Annotated in this window: 23 protein-coding genes; 20 read left to right on the forward strand and 3 right to left on the reverse strand. The window is 43.6% G+C overall.

Annotation, left to right across the window (positions count from 1 at the left end; all coding sequences use genetic code 11):
* The first annotated feature begins 9 nt into the window (after positions 1–9).
* The 3 genes from LZG72_RS16865 to LZG72_RS16875 all read left to right on the forward strand — a co-directional run bounded on the left by LZG72_RS16865 (position 10) and on the right by LZG72_RS16875 (position 1,886).
* A complete protein-coding gene (locus LZG72_RS16865; RefSeq protein WP_233875184.1) occupies positions 10–1,005 on the forward strand; it encodes a glycosyl hydrolase family 18 protein in 996 nt (331 codons plus the stop codon).
* 87 nt (positions 1,006–1,092) lie between these two features.
* Entirely contained in the window at positions 1,093–1,533 is a 441-nt protein-coding gene (locus tag LZG72_RS16870; RefSeq protein WP_233875186.1) for a hypothetical protein, read from the forward strand.
* Between the two features lie 2 nt (positions 1,534–1,535).
* Positions 1,536–1,886, forward strand: a complete 351-nt coding sequence (locus tag LZG72_RS16875; protein WP_233875189.1) for a hypothetical protein — start codon at positions 1,536–1,538, stop codon at positions 1,884–1,886.
* 88 nt (positions 1,887–1,974) lie between these two features.
* Here the strand turns inward: LZG72_RS16875 and LZG72_RS16880 are convergent, their stop codons facing one another.
* Positions 1,975–2,196 (reverse strand): helix-turn-helix transcriptional regulator, encoded by a 222-nt coding sequence (locus LZG72_RS16880; RefSeq protein ID WP_233875191.1) that lies wholly within the window; start codon positions 2,194–2,196, stop codon positions 1,975–1,977.
* A gap of 151 nt (positions 2,197–2,347) precedes the next feature.
* On the opposite strand from LZG72_RS16880, the gene LZG72_RS29470 reads away from it, so the two are divergent.
* The 14 genes from LZG72_RS29470 to LZG72_RS16945 all read left to right on the forward strand — a co-directional run bounded on the left by LZG72_RS29470 (position 2,348) and on the right by LZG72_RS16945 (position 13,403).
* Entirely contained in the window at positions 2,348–2,581 is a 234-nt protein-coding gene (locus LZG72_RS29470; protein ID WP_409017712.1) for a SymE family type I addiction module toxin, read from the forward strand.
* Positions 2,582–2,593: 12 nt separating this feature from the next.
* Positions 2,594–2,956, forward strand: coding sequence for a hypothetical protein (locus tag LZG72_RS16885; protein ID WP_233875194.1), 363 nt, complete (start codon positions 2,594–2,596; stop codon positions 2,954–2,956).
* A 117-nt stretch (positions 2,957–3,073) separates the two neighbouring features.
* Complete coding sequence (locus LZG72_RS16890) at positions 3,074–3,469, forward strand: HEPN domain-containing protein (protein ID WP_233875196.1); 396 nt, start codon at positions 3,074–3,076, stop codon at positions 3,467–3,469.
* Positions 3,466–3,846, forward strand: a complete 381-nt coding sequence (locus LZG72_RS16895) for a hypothetical protein (protein ID WP_233875198.1) — start codon at positions 3,466–3,468, stop codon at positions 3,844–3,846. The genes LZG72_RS16890 and LZG72_RS16895 overlap by 4 nt, the downstream gene beginning before the upstream one ends.
* A gap of 320 nt (positions 3,847–4,166) precedes the next feature.
* Positions 4,167–4,712, forward strand: coding sequence for a DUF6934 family protein (locus LZG72_RS16900; protein ID WP_233875200.1), 546 nt, complete (start codon positions 4,167–4,169; stop codon positions 4,710–4,712).
* 16 nt (positions 4,713–4,728) lie between these two features.
* The gene (locus LZG72_RS16905; protein WP_233875203.1) at positions 4,729–4,905 is read left to right on the forward strand and encodes a hypothetical protein; all 177 of its coding nucleotides are present in this window, start codon (positions 4,729–4,731) and stop codon (positions 4,903–4,905) included.
* A gap of 321 nt (positions 4,906–5,226) precedes the next feature.
* Positions 5,227–6,114: an oxidoreductase gene (locus LZG72_RS16910; protein ID WP_233875204.1), complete on the forward strand. Its 888-nt coding sequence runs from the start codon at positions 5,227–5,229 to the stop codon at positions 6,112–6,114.
* Positions 6,115–6,209: 95 nt separating this feature from the next.
* Positions 6,210–7,013: an AraC family transcriptional regulator gene (locus LZG72_RS16915; RefSeq protein ID WP_233875206.1), complete on the forward strand. Its 804-nt coding sequence runs from the start codon at positions 6,210–6,212 to the stop codon at positions 7,011–7,013.
* A gap of 155 nt (positions 7,014–7,168) precedes the next feature.
* Positions 7,169–8,008 carry an SMP-30/gluconolactonase/LRE family protein gene (locus LZG72_RS16920; protein ID WP_233875209.1) on the forward strand — a complete coding sequence of 280 codons (840 nt, stop codon included), beginning with the start codon at positions 7,169–7,171 and terminating at the stop codon, positions 8,006–8,008.
* A gap of 91 nt (positions 8,009–8,099) precedes the next feature.
* The gene (locus tag LZG72_RS16925) at positions 8,100–10,502 is read left to right on the forward strand and encodes a TonB-dependent receptor (RefSeq protein WP_233875569.1); all 2,403 of its coding nucleotides are present in this window, start codon (positions 8,100–8,102) and stop codon (positions 10,500–10,502) included.
* 8 nt (positions 10,503–10,510) lie between these two features.
* The gene (locus tag LZG72_RS16930; protein ID WP_233875211.1) at positions 10,511–11,467 is read left to right on the forward strand and encodes a DUF4249 domain-containing protein; all 957 of its coding nucleotides are present in this window, start codon (positions 10,511–10,513) and stop codon (positions 11,465–11,467) included.
* A gap of 259 nt (positions 11,468–11,726) precedes the next feature.
* Positions 11,727–12,140: a hypothetical protein gene (locus tag LZG72_RS16935; protein ID WP_233875214.1), complete on the forward strand. Its 414-nt coding sequence runs from the start codon at positions 11,727–11,729 to the stop codon at positions 12,138–12,140.
* Positions 12,141–12,248: 108 nt separating this feature from the next.
* A complete protein-coding gene (locus LZG72_RS16940) occupies positions 12,249–12,941 on the forward strand; it encodes a DUF421 domain-containing protein (protein ID WP_233875216.1) in 693 nt (230 codons plus the stop codon).
* Between the two features lie 60 nt (positions 12,942–13,001).
* Complete coding sequence (locus LZG72_RS16945) at positions 13,002–13,403, forward strand: DUF1398 domain-containing protein (protein ID WP_233875219.1); 402 nt, start codon at positions 13,002–13,004, stop codon at positions 13,401–13,403.
* A 5-nt stretch (positions 13,404–13,408) separates the two neighbouring features.
* Here LZG72_RS16945 and LZG72_RS16950 read toward each other — a convergent pair whose 3' ends face one another.
* On the reverse strand, positions 13,409–14,428 hold the full coding sequence (locus LZG72_RS16950; RefSeq protein WP_233875223.1) for a low specificity L-threonine aldolase: 1,020 nt from the start codon (positions 14,426–14,428) through the stop codon (positions 13,409–13,411).
* A gap of 94 nt (positions 14,429–14,522) precedes the next feature.
* Here LZG72_RS16950 and LZG72_RS16955 point away from each other — a divergent pair, with 94 nt between their 5' ends.
* Positions 14,523–14,702, forward strand: coding sequence for a hypothetical protein (locus tag LZG72_RS16955; RefSeq protein WP_233875225.1), 180 nt, complete (start codon positions 14,523–14,525; stop codon positions 14,700–14,702).
* Here the strand turns inward: LZG72_RS16955 and LZG72_RS16960 are convergent.
* A complete protein-coding gene (locus LZG72_RS16960; RefSeq protein ID WP_233875226.1) occupies positions 14,699–15,847 on the reverse strand; it encodes an FAD-dependent oxidoreductase in 1,149 nt (382 codons plus the stop codon). The two genes, LZG72_RS16955 and LZG72_RS16960, sit on opposite strands and share 4 nt — an antisense overlap.
* A gap of 266 nt (positions 15,848–16,113) precedes the next feature.
* Here LZG72_RS16960 and LZG72_RS16965 point away from each other — a divergent pair, with 266 nt between their 5' ends.
* The gene (locus LZG72_RS16965; RefSeq protein WP_233875228.1) at positions 16,114–16,962 is read left to right on the forward strand and encodes an MBL fold metallo-hydrolase; all 849 of its coding nucleotides are present in this window, start codon (positions 16,114–16,116) and stop codon (positions 16,960–16,962) included.
* Positions 16,963–16,965: 3 nt separating this feature from the next.
* Positions 16,966–17,733 (forward strand): patatin-like phospholipase family protein, encoded by a 768-nt coding sequence (locus LZG72_RS16970; RefSeq protein WP_233875230.1) that lies wholly within the window; start codon positions 16,966–16,968, stop codon positions 17,731–17,733.
* Positions 17,734–17,797: the final 64 nt, after the last annotated feature.

A 17,797-nucleotide genomic window follows, 5' to 3' on the forward strand; every position in this document is an offset into this window, starting at 1 on the left:
AGAATCACCATGAAATTCCCGAAGTTGTTAAAGCAATGCATCTCCGTTTTTCTGGTGATCCTTGCATTCAATACCAGTTGCACCAAGAAAAGCGTGACCGTTTCCAAAAGCGTCGATGCTGACAATCGCTTTAAAGTAATCGGCTATTTACCAAATCGGACGGATTTACTAGTTTCTGCAAAACAAATTGATTTTGCCAAGATCACTCATTTGTACATTGCCTTTATCAATCCTGATTCGCTGGGTAACCTCACCAGAACCGAGTCTCTAAAAGAAGTAGCAGCACTGGCGCATTCCAAAAATGTGAAGATCATGGCTTCCATCGGTGGTGGCGGCGCTCCTAAATACTATCCTTCCTTTTTGATTGGAGAAAAGAAAACCAAACTGATCAATGATCTTGTAAATCTGGCAGTTAATAACAATCTCGACGGCATTGATGTAGACCTGGAAGGCGCATTGATTGATGCCAACTACGAAAGTTTTGTAATCGATTTCGGAGCCGCATTGCGGCAGAAAAACAAACTGATCACAGCCGCCATCGCCACAGTTTACAAAACCCAGTTTACCGACAAAGCATTGGCGCAGTTCGATTTCGTCAACATCATGTCCTACGACCGCACCGGTCCGTGGCGTCCCGACCGTCCGGGCCCGCATGCACCCTACTCCATGTCCGAAGAAGACCTCCAATACTGGCTAGAAACCCGCAAAATCCCCAGAGAAAAACTTACACTCGGCGTCCCATTCTACGGTTACGGCTTCGGCGGCACCGCACCGGAAAGTATGTCTTACAAAAACATTCTGCGACAATATCCGGATTCTGTGAATCAGGATCAGATGCATTTGAATGGCGGGATGGTTTATTATAACGGTCTGTCGACGATTCGGAAGAAGACGGAGCTGGCGATGGAGAAGGTTAACGGGGTGATGATTTGGCAGTTGTTGCAGGATAGTGTTGGGGTGAAGTCGCTGCTGGGGGAGATTGATGGGGTGGTGAAGGGGAGATAATCTTCTTAGCTTACTTTTTATATAATGCTATAACGTGAAAAATATTTACGCTAGTCTGATCCTCAGTTGATCACATTTATCTTCGGTATGGAAAAAGTTGACCTTTGGATTAACATTATCGCAAACTCGCTAACAATTATAGCTTCAAGTATAGCGATATACGTTTTTTACTTTAATAGAGATAAAATAAAGCATGCTATAAATTTGATTCTCGATTATTCGAATCAACTTACGCTTACTGACTTAAAATTTAAAATTGAGAGGCTCAATGATTTTAATGCTAACGAGCAAGCTCAAAAAGCAGAGATCATCAATATTTTACACGAAATTGAGGGACAGATTAATGGAAATCCTTCACTACGAGAAAAATTAAAGGCTCAATTGGACAAGATCAACAGTTTCATTACCAATAGTAAAATTTTTACCGAACCCAAAAAGCGAAGTTTGGTTAGTGAGCTTAAAGAAAGTATTCGGAACATCGATGTCTCTTCATTCAATAATCTGGTAAACTCAAAACCTGTAAATTAATCATGAAAATAGTACAAGTCATAAATGCAATGATATCCAATGGTTCAAAGATTACTAACGTAAGAAAGAGCGGCAATGAATACTTTTTTCTATACGACAATAACTACAAATGGTCAATTACCAAGGACGAAACCGACGAATATTATCTACATTTCTATCCGCTAGACGATATGTCGGTAGATGAGTTGTCTCGAAATACAGATTGGGTGGGTTACTCGGATTTTGTTACTTATAGGACGGAAGAACTTAAAACTAAGGAAGCAACTGAATCATTTAGCGAGCTATATCAACTAGTAGCAAGCAAAATCTATGGCCTAGATGACATTTTTGACAAGATTATTAATGCTGACTAGTATCGACTTAATGCACATATTCTAAAGCCTGCGTCACGACATTTCTGTAGAATTGAGCTTATTACAATGAAGTTCTAAAATTCGTCTTTTATTTGTAAGATGCAAGTTCAACATTTTTGAAAACAGCCTTCAGTAAATCACAAGGATCTACATCCATTGCGAGAGCTATAAGATAAAGCTCTTTCGCCCTTAAATGCGCGCCTTCTTTTAATGTTAATTCGCTGAGTCTTGAAGCGCTAATCCCAGTTTTGCGGGAGATGTCTGCCTTGTTAATAGATTTTCTTCCTAGATAAAGCCCCAATTCTGTCATTATAATCCTGTTTTTTAGGATATAAATTTAGAATACAGGAAGAAGTATGTAGAATTCCGATATACAACTTTGTGATTTCGATAGAATATCAGTAGCTTTGTCTAGAAATTCGAAATATATCTACCGAAAATCAAACTTTAATTTTTACAACATGCCGTTGCACAAACCTAAACCTCGTCAACTAAAAATTTATCCAAAGTACCAAAGAACTTCCCAATGGCGTACCAAGTTCGTCCCAGAAATCAAGTTGTGTGGCGAGTGGCTGAAAGATTTGGGATTCGATTATGGGGAGCATATTACGGTTCGGTTTGAGGATGACAGGTTAATTATTGAACCCGTGGGAGAGTTGAGGAAGAGTCCGCAGTTGGAGATTTGGGAGGATTAGATCGAAAAAATCATGAACAAAAAGAAAAACAACAAATTGCATGGTCAAGTGTGCGAAGTCGTCATTGATCCGTCTTTGGATAGATATGAGAATATGATACTATTTCCTGAAAAATTGGCGAAGGCGAATAAAGTGTTGAAAACCAAAAAGCTTCCGCCAGAATTGATAAAAACCTCTGAAGAGCACTTTACCGAAAATCATGGTAAACCAGGCAGCGAGACAAGGATAGCGTTTGAGAAAAAAGCGAGAGCATTCGCACTGACAGAACTCCTGCTCAATGGTCCGGTTTTTACCGAAGATCAGATTAAAGAAATCGAAGAAACGCACAAATCGATCAACAGATGGCGAGACGCAGATCCTGAAATCTCGGGTTAGCAGCCACAGGCTAACTCGAATCGCCGAAGGATAATTGAGCCAATCGATTCGCGACAAGCTTCCGATTAAAAGCTATTTTTGGAAACTTTGTTACCTCCTTAACCCAACACGCTATTCATGATACCTGCCGATGATTTGAAAAACATTGCATTTGAGCGGCTGGCCGACGCGGAGACTTTATTGCTTGCGAAGCGCTTCGATAGCTCCTTCTATTTATGCGGCTATTCGGTGGAAATCGCCCTTAAATACAAAATTTGTAAAACCTTGAATTGGGCGGGATTTCCTTCTTCAACCAAAGAATTTGAAAAATTAAAGAGCCTGAGAACGCACGATTTAGAATTACTATTGTCGCTAACTGGTTTTGAATCAGAGTTTAAAATCCGTTATTTTGATGAATGGTCGCTTATTAGCAACTGGACGCCAGAATCTCGCTACCATGTTGCCGGATTAGTTAGTGAAGCCAAGGCGAAAAACATGTTTTCCTTCACCAGCATTATTCTTCAAAGTTTATGAAAAACATCATTAAAAAACTTATCGAGATTGAACGGGACAGTGCCGCAGAAAAAGGTGATTATGAACTATTTGCCTTATTCCTGAGAGAAGAATCCATTGGTCGCTGGGATATAGTGGTATATTCTGAATGGGCATACCGCGACTATCCTAACTCGCAAAGTTATTTGGCAAAAAAAATACAAAATTCCTTATCGGCAGATGAAATTATTCAGATCTCGCGGGTTGTAGTTCTGGAACAAGCAGATTTGGAGCTGCCGGATTTTATTCAAAATATGAATGTTCAGCACGGCGTTGCAATGATAAAAGATGAAGAGTTTCTTGGCCAGCAAATTGAGCGTGGTTACATAATTACAGCAAACACTCAGCACGCTGCTTAACCCATGCGGCTCATCACCTGGAACTGCAACATGGCTTTTCGTAGGAAAGCCGATCGACATCGCAACCGGCCCTATCATCTTGATTATTGCTTTGTATCCGCAGATATGGCTGAAAAGTTGGAATCTGTGGAAGTTGGTGACTTTGATTTCTGGACTAAGTATAGTGACCACGTTCCCTTGATTGTGACTTTTAGGGAATGAACGGAAACAGTTGAAATGACTTAAGCCGATGGATCATTACATAATAGCCAGCAGATAAGTCAACCTGAAAAACTTTCGAAACTCTTTATAGATTTTGCCATTTAAGATAAACCTTCCAAATGGCAAATTTAACAAACACATATGACCTGCAAGAGATCGATATGGCAACGGGATATAGATTTCTGTTTGAGAGTGAAGGTCCAAGGAGCATTCTTAAAGCTGTTAGATATTCTTATGTACAAGTATTCGAAGATCGAAAAGTTTACAACCTTGGATTTGGCGATTATGACCTCGAAAAAGATAGAATCGTCGATCAAGCGACATCCAATAATGGCGATGCCTATAAAGTCTTTCAAACAGTTCTTTCCACGGTACCGCACTTTTTCAAGCATAATCCAGAAGCTATGTTGCTTGTCCAGGGAAGTGATGGTAGATCAGATTTCGTGGAGAAATGTAAGGAAGCATGTTTAAAACGATGCACAGAGGCATGTAAAAAATTCAATCAACGAATTACGATATATCGAAATTATGTAGAAAAAAATTTTGACAGCCTCAGCCTCGCTTACTGGTTTTTAGGCGGCATTACTTCTGCCGATGGCAATATAACTATCGAACGTTATCTCCTTGGTAACAAATACGATGCGATTTTATTGTTCAGAAAATAACCGTAATTTTATTTATATGGAAGCAAAAGAAAAACGACCTACTAGTATACCGACGAACCCAGAAGAAAAGGCGGCGTTCCTGCGACGAATAGCCGAGGAAATCGGTGACCGCGATCTTTTCCCGGAGAAAACTGCCCGTGCCCGAAAATTTCTTGAAGGGCTTGAAAAAAGCCAGCAGCGCTTAATCCCATAACAATCCCAGGTGTCAAGTTTGAGCCTTGCGCGGAGGACCTTATCGCTATGTTGCTGAGATTCCGGCTGGATTGAGTTTGAGTTTAATGGGGTTTGCCACGAATTCACGAAGAATACACGAATTATTCAGACGATGGAGTTTGAGGGTTACCGGGAAAAGGGCATGTCGCATGGAGCGTGACGTGATGGATTATTATGAGAAGCTCGACGAATGGCTTAGCAATCTATGAGCTTTTCAGCAAACCAACTTTGAGCCTTCCAACAAAGTTGACACTCTCATTTCCGCCGACCTTTGTTATCGTTAATTCAAAATAAAAACACGATGACAAAAGTTTGGTTTATTACAGGTAGCTCCCGCGGATTGGGAAAAAGCCTTACAGAATCAGTGCTCAAAAATGGTGACAAAGTCGCTGCCACAGCACGCAATACACAACAATTGGACGAATTCGTTCAGCAATTCCCCGATCAGATTTACCCGATCCAGCTGGATGTAACTAACAAGGAACAGATCTACGTTGCCGTCGAAAGTGCCATTCAACATTTTGGTAAAATCGATGTCCTGGTCAACAATGCGGGTTTTGGCATTACCGGCGCAGCGGAAGCCTTCACGGACGAGCAGGTGCGCAGCCAACTGGACACCAATCTATATGCACCCATTGAGGTCACCCGCGCCGTGTTACCACACATGCGCAAGCAACGTTCCGGACACATTCTGCAAATCAGTTCCGTAGGCGGTCGCGTTGGCGGGGCAGGTTTGACGATGTATCAGGCTGCAAAATTTGGATTGGGTGGTTTCAGCGAGGCGCTTTCCAAAGAAGTTGCACCGCTTGGAATAAGGGTTACTTGCATTGAACCCGGAGGATTTCGTACGGATTGGGCGGGTTCTTCCATGAGCTTTGCACCTGAGGTTGAAGGTTATGAATCTACCATAGGTGGGGTTACCCAATTTTTTTCCAGCGGCGCTTTCGTTCCGATTGGTGATCCTGATAAAGCTGCGACAGTAATGGTTGAACTTGTCGAACATCCCGAACCTCCTTTGCATTTGATCCTTGGAAGCGAGGCCGTTGGCATAGTACAGCGTGCGGACGCGATCAGGCAGGCTGAATTCGAAAAATGGATGCCGGTTAGTATTTCAACCGATCATGATGAGGCCGAAAATTTCTTTGAATCGGAAGCGGGCAAATCATATATGAAGATGAAGGGAATTTGATGGTCGCTTTTACAGGACTTGCCCATTGAATTCAAAGCGGCATTGCAGAACAAAATGAACCTGCAATGCTGTTTGATCTATTGAACCTAAAAACAATGAGTCAGACCGAAGAACCCAAATTGTCGCAAATCGTATATTCCTGCTACTTTACAAGAAGTCGGGAGGGAGAGCAATTTGCCCCGGAGCATGTTTTAAGCTATCAGATTGCAGGCACACTTACGGTGAATGACGGCGCTCGCGACTATGCTTTTCAGCAGGGCAATTTCAGATTTACAAAAAGGAATAGTTTAGTCAAATTCAACAAGCAGCCGCCTGAAAACGGTGAATTTAAAGCCATATCCATTTATCTGGATCAGCAAACGCTGCGCAATTTCAGTCTTGAATTTAGCATTGAAGCCAGGCCGCATCAAAACGGAAAGGCCATTATCGAACTAAAATCCGATAAACTACTGACAAGCTACATTGACTCTTTGATGCCTTATCAGGAATTCCAGCCGCCGACTAATCAGCATCTAATGTCGCTGAAATTGAAGGAAGCTATTCTCGTTTTGCTACAAACAAATCCTGAAATGAAAGATATTCTGTTTGATTTCAGCGATCCTGGCAAGATCGACCTGGAACGTTTTATGAACCAGAATTTTCATTTCAATGTGCAACTGAAACGTTTTGCTTATCTGACGGGAAGAAGTCTCACCACATTCAAACGCGATTTTGAAAAAACTTTCCACATTTCCCCAAGTCGCTGGCTGGTGCAGAAAAGACTGGAAGCTGCCCATTATCTGATCAAAGAAAAAGGGAAAGCGCCTTCGGAAGTTTATCTGGAAACCGGTTTTGAGGATTTATCACACTTTTCTTTCGCCTTCAAAAAGGCTTACGGCATTGCCCCATCCAGAGTTTGATAAGTAAGGAAATAATGCTGGCCGACTTTTTAAGATAACGCTGGAACAACCTAATCACGGCATTATTTTTATTTATGAAAAAATCAGCAGGCTTTTATTCATTTTTGGCGGGATTGACAACACTCTTCTTCCCAGCCTTACTTTCAGCACAAATCATGGATTCAAAATCAATAGTAGCTCCCGGTGCGCAGGTAGAGAAACTTGGCGACGGTTACAAATTCACCGAAGGACCAGTTGCCGATAAGGATGGCAATGTGTTTTTTACAGACCAGCCAAATAATAAAATCCACCGCTGGGACGCAGAAACCGGCGAATTCAGTGTTTTTTCGGACAATGCCGGCCGCGCAAATGGCATGTATTTTGACAAAAAAGGAAACCTCGTCGCATGCTCGGACGAAGACAACCAGGTTTGGTCTTTTGATAAAAATGGTAAGCCAACGGTTTTAGTAACAGATTATGAAGGCAAGTTGCTCAATGGCCCGAACGACCTTTGGATTGACCCAAAAGGTGGCATTTACCTTACAGATCCAATGTATAAACGTGATTACTGGAAGCGTGACCCGAAAATGCAGCAGGACGGTCAGCATGTTTACTATCTTCTTCCCAACGGCAAAAAGTTGATCCGGGTGGATGCAAACTTGAAACAACCCAATGGCATTATCGGCACCAAAGATGGCAAGAAACTCTTCATTGCTGATATTGGAGATAATAAAACCTACGTTTACGACATCCAAAAAGACGGAACGTTAACAAACAGAAAACTTTTTGTTCCGAAAGGTTCCGACGGAATGATTCTCGACTCGGAAGGCAATTTGTACATTACGGGAAAAGGCGTGACCGTGTTTGATAAAACTGGCGAACAGATCGCACATTTCGCCATAAGTAAAGGCTGGACAGGCAATGTATGTTTCGGAGGAAAAAATAACGACCTGCTTTTCATCACAGCGGAATCAGCGGTTTATAGTTTGAAGATGCGGGTGAAGGGAGTGAAGTGAGGATTGAGATATTATCTGACTTTTACCCTTTGTAATGATCCATACTATATACCTGACGAAGTCGTTACAAAAGCAAACCAGCTCTTCGACTATGCATATCATTTTTACTGCTGCATTGGTTCTCGTTTCAATCATCGCCTCAGCTCAGGAACGTATAACCATTAGCGGATTTGTAAAAGAGGAAGGCAGCCAGGAGCAATTACCAGGCGTAAATGTGTATTTGGCGGGAACTCCATATGGCGCGGTGACCAATACTTATGGATTTTACTCGCTTACAGTACCGGTTTCAGATTCGGCGACGATCTCCTTTTCTTTTGTAGGTTATGAAAAAACCGATCACAAGCTCAGTTTGCAGAAGAATGCCAGTCTGAGCATTTTTTTAAAAACCATCAATCAACTGGAAGAAGTTGTCGTATCCGCACGGAGACAAGAAGATTACGTGAGCAGAAACGTGCAAATGAGCCAGATAGAAATTCCGATTGCTCAATTGAAAAAGGTGCCCGCATTCTTCGGTGAAAAAGATGTATTGCGTATTCTGCAATTAATGCCGGGTGTCCAGAAAGGTACCGAGGGACAAACCGGGCTTTACGTTCGGGGTGGCGGACCTGATCAGAACCTGATCATTCTGGATGATGCCGTTGTTTATAATGCAAACCACCTTTTTGGTTTCTTTTCTATTTTTAATAGTGACGCGTTAAAAAGTGTGGAGCTGACAAAAGGCGGTTTTCCGGCACGTTATGGTGGTCGGCTTTCCTCTGTTCTGGAAATGAATATGAAGGAAGGCAGTAAAGATAAGCTGCATGGAGAAGGTGGAATTGGGTTAATATCTTCCCGGCTAACGTTGGAGGGGCCAATTTCAAAAGGCAAATCATCCTTTCTGATATCCGGGCGCAGGACTTACATTGATGTACTCGCCTCTCCATTGATCGCGCAATCTCAGAAAGGCGATGATAGTCAGGTGAAGCCGGGTTATTATTTTTATGATCTGAATGCAAAAATGAATTACGACCTCGGGCCAAAAGACAAACTGTATGTCAGCGGTTATTTTGGCCGGGACAAATTTCACGCGAGAGAAAAAAGCTCCGATTCGGAAACGAGGGCGGGATTGGATTGGGGAAATGCAACCGCCACCATGCGCTGGAACCACCTGTTGAACCAAAAACTTTTTGTCAATACCTCATTCATTTTCAGCAAGTTCAATTTCGGGGTTTCCAGTTATTCCAAAGAGTTTGGGGATGGAGCGACTGACGATGAATTTAGTCTCGAATACAGTTCAAAAATCCGCGATTTTGGTTTAAAGACTGATTTCGATTTTTATCCTTCCCCTAAACATGCAGTCCGGTTTGGTGCACAGGCTACCTTACACAAATTTGTTCCTTCCGCATTGGCGATCGAAGGATCGTTCATCGACAATCCGATCGAGCGCTCGGTGACGCCGGTGAATACGCTGGAAACCGGCATTTACATCGAAGATACCTGGCAGGCTCTGGACGCATTAAAAATCAATGGAGGTATGCGGCTGAGTACATTTCAGACCGAAAGTAAAACCTACATGCGGCCAGAACCCCGGATATCGGCAGCTTTAAGGTTAGCCCGGGATTTCTCTTTCAAAGCGTCTTATGCGCGAATGAACCAATATGTGCATTTGCTTTCGAATACCGGACTTGGATTACCGACGGATCTCTGGGTGCCGACAACCGACCGCGTAGCGCCCCAGCAATCGCAACAAGTAGCCGCAGGTTTTGCAAAAGATCTGGAACGGCCGGCCCTGACATTGACTTTGGAGGGTTATTACAAGAAAATGAACCACATTCTCAATTACAAGGAAGGATCTTCTTTTTTAAGTATTAATGGAGAAAATGCGAGCGAGCTGAGCTGGGAAGACAATGTGACTTCGGGCAAAGGCTGGTCGTACGGTGCAGAGTTTTTAGTACAGAAAAAAACTGGCAGGCTTTCAGGCTGGGTCGGGTATACGCTATCCTGGACGCGCTGGCAGTTTCCTGAGCTGAATTTCGGAGAGACATTTTTTCCTCGTTACGACCGCCGCCACGATCTGTCCATCGTCGGTATTTATGAGATCAGCAAACGGATTACAGTTTCATCGACCTGGGTTTATGGTACCGGAAATGCACTAACCCTGCCGGTTTCGACATATAAAGGGGTGAGTGACAACCTGATGACGCGCATTAATCCGAACGGCAAACCGGTCATTGGCTGGAACGGGCCGACGGTAAGTGAATTTGGTCAGAAAAACAGTTTTCGCGCCGAGCCTTTTCACCGAATGGACTTTTCCATTCAATTTCACAAAAACAAAAAGAGGCACGAACGTACCTGGGAATTCGGCGTTTACAATGTGTACAACCGGCGAAATCCGTTTTTCTATGATCTGTCTGACGAAACAATAGGAAACGGGACTTCAACGAGCAAACGGACTTTGAAAAGGTATTCTCTTTTCCCGGTACTACCCTATTTCAGTTATAATTTCAAGTTTTAAAACTGCTGATGACGAAATTTGCCTACATATTCCTGCTGTTTTCTGCGATTACATTTGCCGCCTGCGAGTCGCTGATCACAGATGTCGATCCGTCCAAATTACCACCTACTGAATCCAAGCTGGTTGTCCAGTCATTTATTTCCCCCCAATCCGCCCGCATTAATGTCGTTGTAACTGAATCGGTTCCGGTTTTCGGATCAACTTCGGCAACAGGTGGCGTGATCCGTAATGCGGTTGTGAAAATTTCTGACGGCGCAAAAGAAGCGATCGTTCCTTATGACACCGCCAGTCAGTTATATAGCCTGGATAAGGCCCTGTTTCCAATTGTTGCTGCCAAAACCTATTACCTGACCGTAACCGATGGTCGGAGATCTGTAAGTTCAAGCTGCAAAGTTCCTGCGAGACAGGTTATTGCCAAATCATACGTAATCGATACTTCCACAATCGAAAGAGAACTGGATGGTGATGCCGCTCTGACAGTTAAAATGACGTGGGACGATATTAAGATAGATACCAACTTTTACCGGGTACATGCCGCGGTTGATCTGGAATACAGCATTCCCGAAGGAACGAGCGCGGAAACTTTTAAGGAGAAAAGGGTACGAAACCGGTTTAATTTTAACTGGGATGAAACAATCGGGAGAAACGATTTCCAAAGTGACAGTAATCTGGACGGTGCGTCTTTCTCATCTCCAATCGGACGATCGCGATTGCCGCAGCCTGTAACCTTCGATTATGGGAATGGGAACAAGTTTACGGTCCAGCCAAGAAGCAAAATTATATCGGTGACCATGGAAGTGTATAACACGGACGGAAATTATTTTCGTTACCATCGTTCACTCGAAATGCGCGGGAGTTCCGATAATCCATTCATCGAGCCCTCTCTCATTTTTACCAACATAAAAGGCGGTTTGGGGTGTTTTGCAGCCTACAATTCCGGTCAGCTCGTCTACCGGCCGCAGTAAATGACACAAGTTTTGGTTCTACATATTAAGACAAACTGAGGTCAAAGCACCTCACAATCCACGCACCTGATTTAGCGCTTTCTGCTATTCCAAGGTGCATTCATCAAGGCATACTTTTTTCACGTGGGGACGTATAAACCATGCTGTCGATTTCTGACAGACTATGCTTGAAATAGCAATCGCTTTCCGGTAATTTAACATATATCATACCTTCTGAGGTGTGAAAAAAATCTATCAATAACCTTTAACACAATTGATTATGGACTTGCAAGGAACAGATCAGGATAAGATAAAAAAACCGAATCCCAGCGAAAAACATATGTCGGAACCAGATACGCTGGTAGAGACGCTTGAAGATTTGAAAGAACAGGGTTTTACCTATGATTTCAACATAACGGCCCATTCACTGGAAATCCATAAAGATGACGGTATTTGTCTTACGTTATCGCCGGAGGATTTTGACATCGTACAGGTTTATCGCTTTGAAGGAATGACGGATCCGTCCGATATGTCGATTTTATATGCCATTGAATCAAAAGACGGACTGAAAGGTACGTTGGTGAGTAGCTATGGCGTATATGCCGATGCGATGTCCAACGAAATGATCAGTAAGCTGGACACCCGGAGCTCGCTGATCGTACACCATCCGGAAGATGACGATATCGCACATTAGTCTGCATCGTTATCTGAAAATGACTACTTTAAAGATGTTACTTACCAACCAACTGGTTCAGTAACATCTTTTTATTTGGATCACCACTCATATTCTACCTGACATTCAATGAAGGAAATCCTGGAATGGGAGCGTATGTTGTTTAACGACCTTCCGCCCATTTTTGTAGTAGAAGTTATACTGCGATCGACCGTCATGTTCACATTTCTGTTGATTGCGCTCCGAATAACAGGCAAACGTGGTGTCAGGCAATTATCGATCTTTGAGATTGTGATCATTATTGCGCTGGGATCGGCAGCGGGCGATCCGATGTTTTATGAAGATGTGGGCATTGTTCCTGCACTGGTCGTTTTTGCGACGATCATTTCTCTTTACAGGGTTGTTACCTGGCTTACCGGCAAAAGTGAATGGTTTGAGAAGTTGATTGAGGGAAAAACTGTATGTCTGATCCACGAAGGACGTTTCTCGGTGACCGAGTTTGCCAAAGAAACGCTGGCACAGGATGAGTTTTTCTCAGAACTCAGGGTCAAAAGCATTGAGCACCTGGGGCAGATCCGGAATGCATATCTTGAACCTTCCGGGGAAGTAAGTATTTTCTTTTATAAAGAAGATGAGGTAAAGTACGGGTTGCCGGTTTTGCCTGAATTATACTCCAAAAAGAACAAGACTATTTTCAAAGATGGCCACCATTCTTGTTCGTTTTGTGGTTTTACAGAAGACAAAAAAACGGGTAGCGCAATCTGCCCGGTATGCAACCGGGACGAATGGGTACCGGCTTTAAAAAACATCCGAATTTCTTAGAAATGCCATTTAAGTAACTTCTGGCATGGCATTTTAATTATTAAGCAAAAAAATAGAGCTATGGAACTGATCGAATTAACCGATGAACTTATCCAATCTGCGGAGCAGCGTGCAGAGGGGCAACCGTTTCCATACTTCATAAAAAACCTCAAAGCAATCGGCGTTGACAATTATGAAGTGAAGGTAACGAACCACAAACGTACCTATACATCCGTTACCGGTGACAAATTGATTATCAGCGGAGACATGCCGGAATTCGAATGTGCCGAAACATTCGAACTCGAAGCGGTGAAGGCGGCAATCAAGCGGAACCAGGAAGGTGTAACGGATTATCCGACTTTCCTACGTGAAATAGGTGCTGCCGGGATCCATACCTATGTGGCAGATCTGGCTGGTATGATGGTCATTTATCAGGGACCTAATTCTGAATATGAGTACGAAGAAACAATTCCGGAAATATAGCCCGGTTAAAACCTGGCTATTACTTTCCGCATTTCTTCGAGGTGTGAATCCGTAAAATCGAGGTGAGTGACAAACCGCACAAGACCTTTTCCAAAAGCCACGGCATATACTCCGGCATCAGCCAGTTTTTTCACATAATCCGCCTCCGACAATCCGGGGGCAAGCCTAACGATCACGATATTGGTATCCACCGGAAAAACTTCCTCAATTTCGGGTTTACTAAAAAACATCGCCCCGATCTCCCGCGCGCGCTGGTGATCTTCTTTCAAACGGTCCACATGATGATCGAGCGCATAAATGCCGGCAGCTGCCAGAAAACCAGCCTGACGCCAGCCTCCACCCATTACCTTACGGAATCGCCGCGCTTTATTGATCACCTCCTTTGTCCCGAGTAAAAGAGAACCAACGGGACAACCTAAACCTTTTGAAAGGCAGATACTAATACTGTCGAACGTTTGACCATACTGCAAAGTACTCTCACGGGTTTCAACCAACGCATTGAAAAGGCGCGCCCCATCCAGGTGTAATGGAATGTTTTTCTCATCGCAAACTTTCCGAATCGCCCTGATCTCCGCAAAATCGTAGTAGCAACCACCACCTTTATTCATGGTATTTTCCAGCGAAACCAACCGTGTTAATGTCGAATGAATGTCGTTTTCCGGGCTTATTGCTTCGGCTACCTGTTTTGCAGAAATCCGGCCCCGATCACCTTCCAGTAATTTTACCGACGAAAGTGCATTGAGCATTATGCCCCCGCCCTCATACAGATAAATATGTGAATACTTGTCGCAAATCACATCGCTGCCTGGCTGCGTATGCACGCGAATCGCGAGCTGGTTGGTCATTGTCCCCGACGGGCAAAACAGCGCATCTTCCATTCCGAAAAGTTTGGCTGCCTTTTCCTGCAATGCATTCACGGTGGGATCGTCGCCCAAAACATCGTCCCCGACTTCCGCGGCCCACATTGCCCGTTGCATTTCAAGCGTCGGGCGGGTAACCGTGTCGCTGCGTAAATCAATTTTCATTTATGCCTGATTCTTATTTTTCCATCTAATAACGGAAACAATCGATAAGCAGCATATAATTTTAAAGCGATATATTGCACACAAAATCGTTGCAATGGAATTTGAAGAATATTTAAAGGCTAAGAAAATCGACTCGGATGCATTCAAAAAGGCAGATCTGGCCCGTTTTCAGGAATGGCAGGACTTGTTTCTGACCATGCATCCCGAGAGTTTTACAGGCCACAAAAAATTCCTGATCAACGAGATCCGGAGGCGGTACCATTTGCAGGATTAACCCTTCATATCTTCCATCAGCTTCATCAGTATACCCACTGTTTTCTCCGTTTGCTCCCTGCTCGGAGTAGTATCCCAATTACCCACAATGCCATTACTGCCAATGTAAATGCCGTCTTTTCGTGAGATGAAATTGGCTCCTTGCGTGTAAAGTTTATAATTGACATCACTTTGCGGGATAAGACAGGAAAGCTGGCCCGAAACCGGCGTAAGTTCCTGATCATTAAAGACGGGTTTTGCACCGAGCCCCATGCAGTTCACCACCACTTTTTCGGGAAGTGCATCAATATCTTCCAGTTTTTTAATTTCCTGGATCTTGACTTTTCCTCCAAACATCGTAAAATCCTGCAAATGATGTCTCAGATAAGTAGGTATATTAAACATGATGTTGGATCTCCTGGTTACGTGGCCAGCTTTGAATGGATGTTCCTTTGCTTCCAGTTTAATGCGTTCAGGAATTAATCCCTCGATTTCGAAATCTTCCCCACCTGCTCCCGGAATGTAAACGGGCGATTCGTTAAAAACACCATATTCTTCGGCCCAGCAGGCAATGTCACTCATACCCAGCAAAAACTGGAACCGGCGAAATGAAAACCGCGTCGCTTCTTCCCAGACTTTTTCAAAATCGGGACTGGCCACTTTTTTGTCACAAACCCGTGATGCCGGCGACCAGGTGCCTGTGGCCAGATTGCTGGTAATGTTTGGCGGGACGTCTTTTGTGTAAATGGTTACTTCACAACCACTTTCCTGCAACAAACGGGCTGTTGCAATGCCCACGGTACCACAGCCCAGTAATGCAATTTTCTTCTCGCCGGTTTTCAGCACATTGTTTCTCGCGATGTTACCCGTTCCCCACGAAAGCGACCAGCCACTTCCCCCGTGACCATAATTATGTATAAGGGTTTTGTTGCCGAGTTGCTCCACATCAAGTCGTGGCCCGGATGCCCGGAATGGACGCAACCCCACAGTTTCCTTCACGATCCGGTCCATCGAAAGCCTTAATTTGGGAATCTGATGGTATCCCCGACTGATATGAAAATGCTTATCCGGATAGTACAGCTGAGTTTTAGGGACGCAGGAAGTCGCCACGGCACCCAACGCAAAAGTTGCAGGAATGGCCTTTTCAAAAAAATTTCTACGGTTCATGTGAAGTTGGTGAGAAAAGAATGGAACAATCGGAAATTAATCAGGAAGATCAACCAATGCAAATTTTATATTGCTTAATGAATGAAATTCAATATATCATTTTTAGGTTTTGATATATATCCAATTTTTGCATTGCATTATACTAAATAACCCACGGATTGAAAGGAGAATTAATGAATTGTGTTTCCTTAAAGTTCGGGAAAATAATGGTATGTTGAATTGCGTTAGAATTACCATTTTTTTAGCGGTTAAAAGTCTGTTTTTGTATGAAAATAAATGTCATTGATACCGGTTTTTTCAAACTTGACGGCGGCGCGATGTTCGGCGTAGTACCTAAATCGCTTTGGAACAAACACAACCCGGCTGACGAAAAGAACCTGTGCAGCTGGGCTATGCGCTGTTTACTCATTGAACATGCCGGCAAACTGATACTGATTGACACGGGAATGGGTGACAAACAGGATGCGAAATTTTTTGGGCATTATGATTTGCATGGAGACGATACATTGCTTTCGTCGATTGAAAAAAAAGGTTATCGGCCTCAGGATGTGACGGATGTGTTTTTAACCCATTTGCATTTCGACCATGTGGGTGGCGCGGTGAAGTTCAGTTCCGATGGTTCCAGATTGCTTCCGACCTTCCCAAACGCAACTTATTGGTCGAACGAGTCGCACTGGGAATGGGCCACGAATCCGAATCCCAGAGAGAAAGCTTCGTTTCTGAAAGAAAATATTCTTCCATTACAGGAATCGGGTCAGCTTCAATTTATATCAAAAGGAACTTCTCCGTTTCCATTGGTCGATTTTCTGTATGTGGATGGCCATACCGAGCAAATGATGTTGCCGGTTTTGGATTTCAATGGTCAAAAGATCATTTACGTCGCCGATCTGATCCCATCGTCTTTTCACGTCCCCATTCCCTGGATCATGAGCTACGATATGCGGCCGTTGCAAACAATGGATGAAAAAACACTGGTTCTGCAAAATGCGGTGAAAGAAAATCACATCCTGTTTTTCGAGCACGACCCGATCTACCAGGCTGCCATGGTGGAGCAAACGGAGAAAGGGATACGGATTAAGGAGCGCGGCGCGCTATCCGATTTTATTCAAAATTAACGGATGAAAACAGGATTGGTTTTGTCGGGAGGCGGTGCGCGTGGGATCGCTCACATTGGCGTGATTAAAGCTTTGCAGGGGCATGGTATTGTCTTTGACAAGATTAGTGCCACAAGCTCAGGGGCGTTTGTCGGCGCGATGATCGCTTATGGCTATACGCCAGATGAAATTCTGGAAAAGCTGATTGAAACAAAATTCTTTCCGTACCTGCGGCCCGGCTTTGGCTCCACCGGCTTGCTGCATATCCGCCGAATTGAAACTATCATCTGCCAATACATTCCGGAAAATGCATTTGAATCCCTGAAAATTCCTTTGGTAATTAATGCCACAGACGTCGTATCGGGCGAAGAAGTATTATTCGAAACCGGTGAACTCGCATTGCCTTTGCTCGCTTCCTGCTGCATCCCGGGTCTTTTCAGCCCGATTAAGTTTGCGGGACATGAACTGGTCGATGGCGGCGTATTAAATAACCTTCCGGTAGAATCCATTCAAAATGAAGTCGATTACCTGATCGGAAGTCACTGCAACCCATTTAATCTTGATAAACCATTAAAAGGCACGACCGAAATCATATACCGAAGCCTGATCCTGGCTATGCATAGCAAAACCCGCGAACGTCTTCTCAGATGTAACCTGCAAATCGAGCCGCCCGAACTAAGTAAATTCAGCCTTTTTGATTTCAGAAAAGCAAAGCAGCTATTTGACGTGGGTTATCGTTTTACTAACCAATTACTTGAAGGTGTTTCGACGCCTTTTAAATACTTAACCTAGTAAATCAAAAGTTCAACTTTGGATTTACTAGGTTAAATTGTGCTTTTGAGAATGATCGAAAGAC

It is taken from the genome of Dyadobacter sp. CY323, assembly GCF_021390245.1.
Lineage (GTDB): Bacteria > Bacteroidota > Bacteroidia > Cytophagales > Spirosomataceae > Dyadobacter.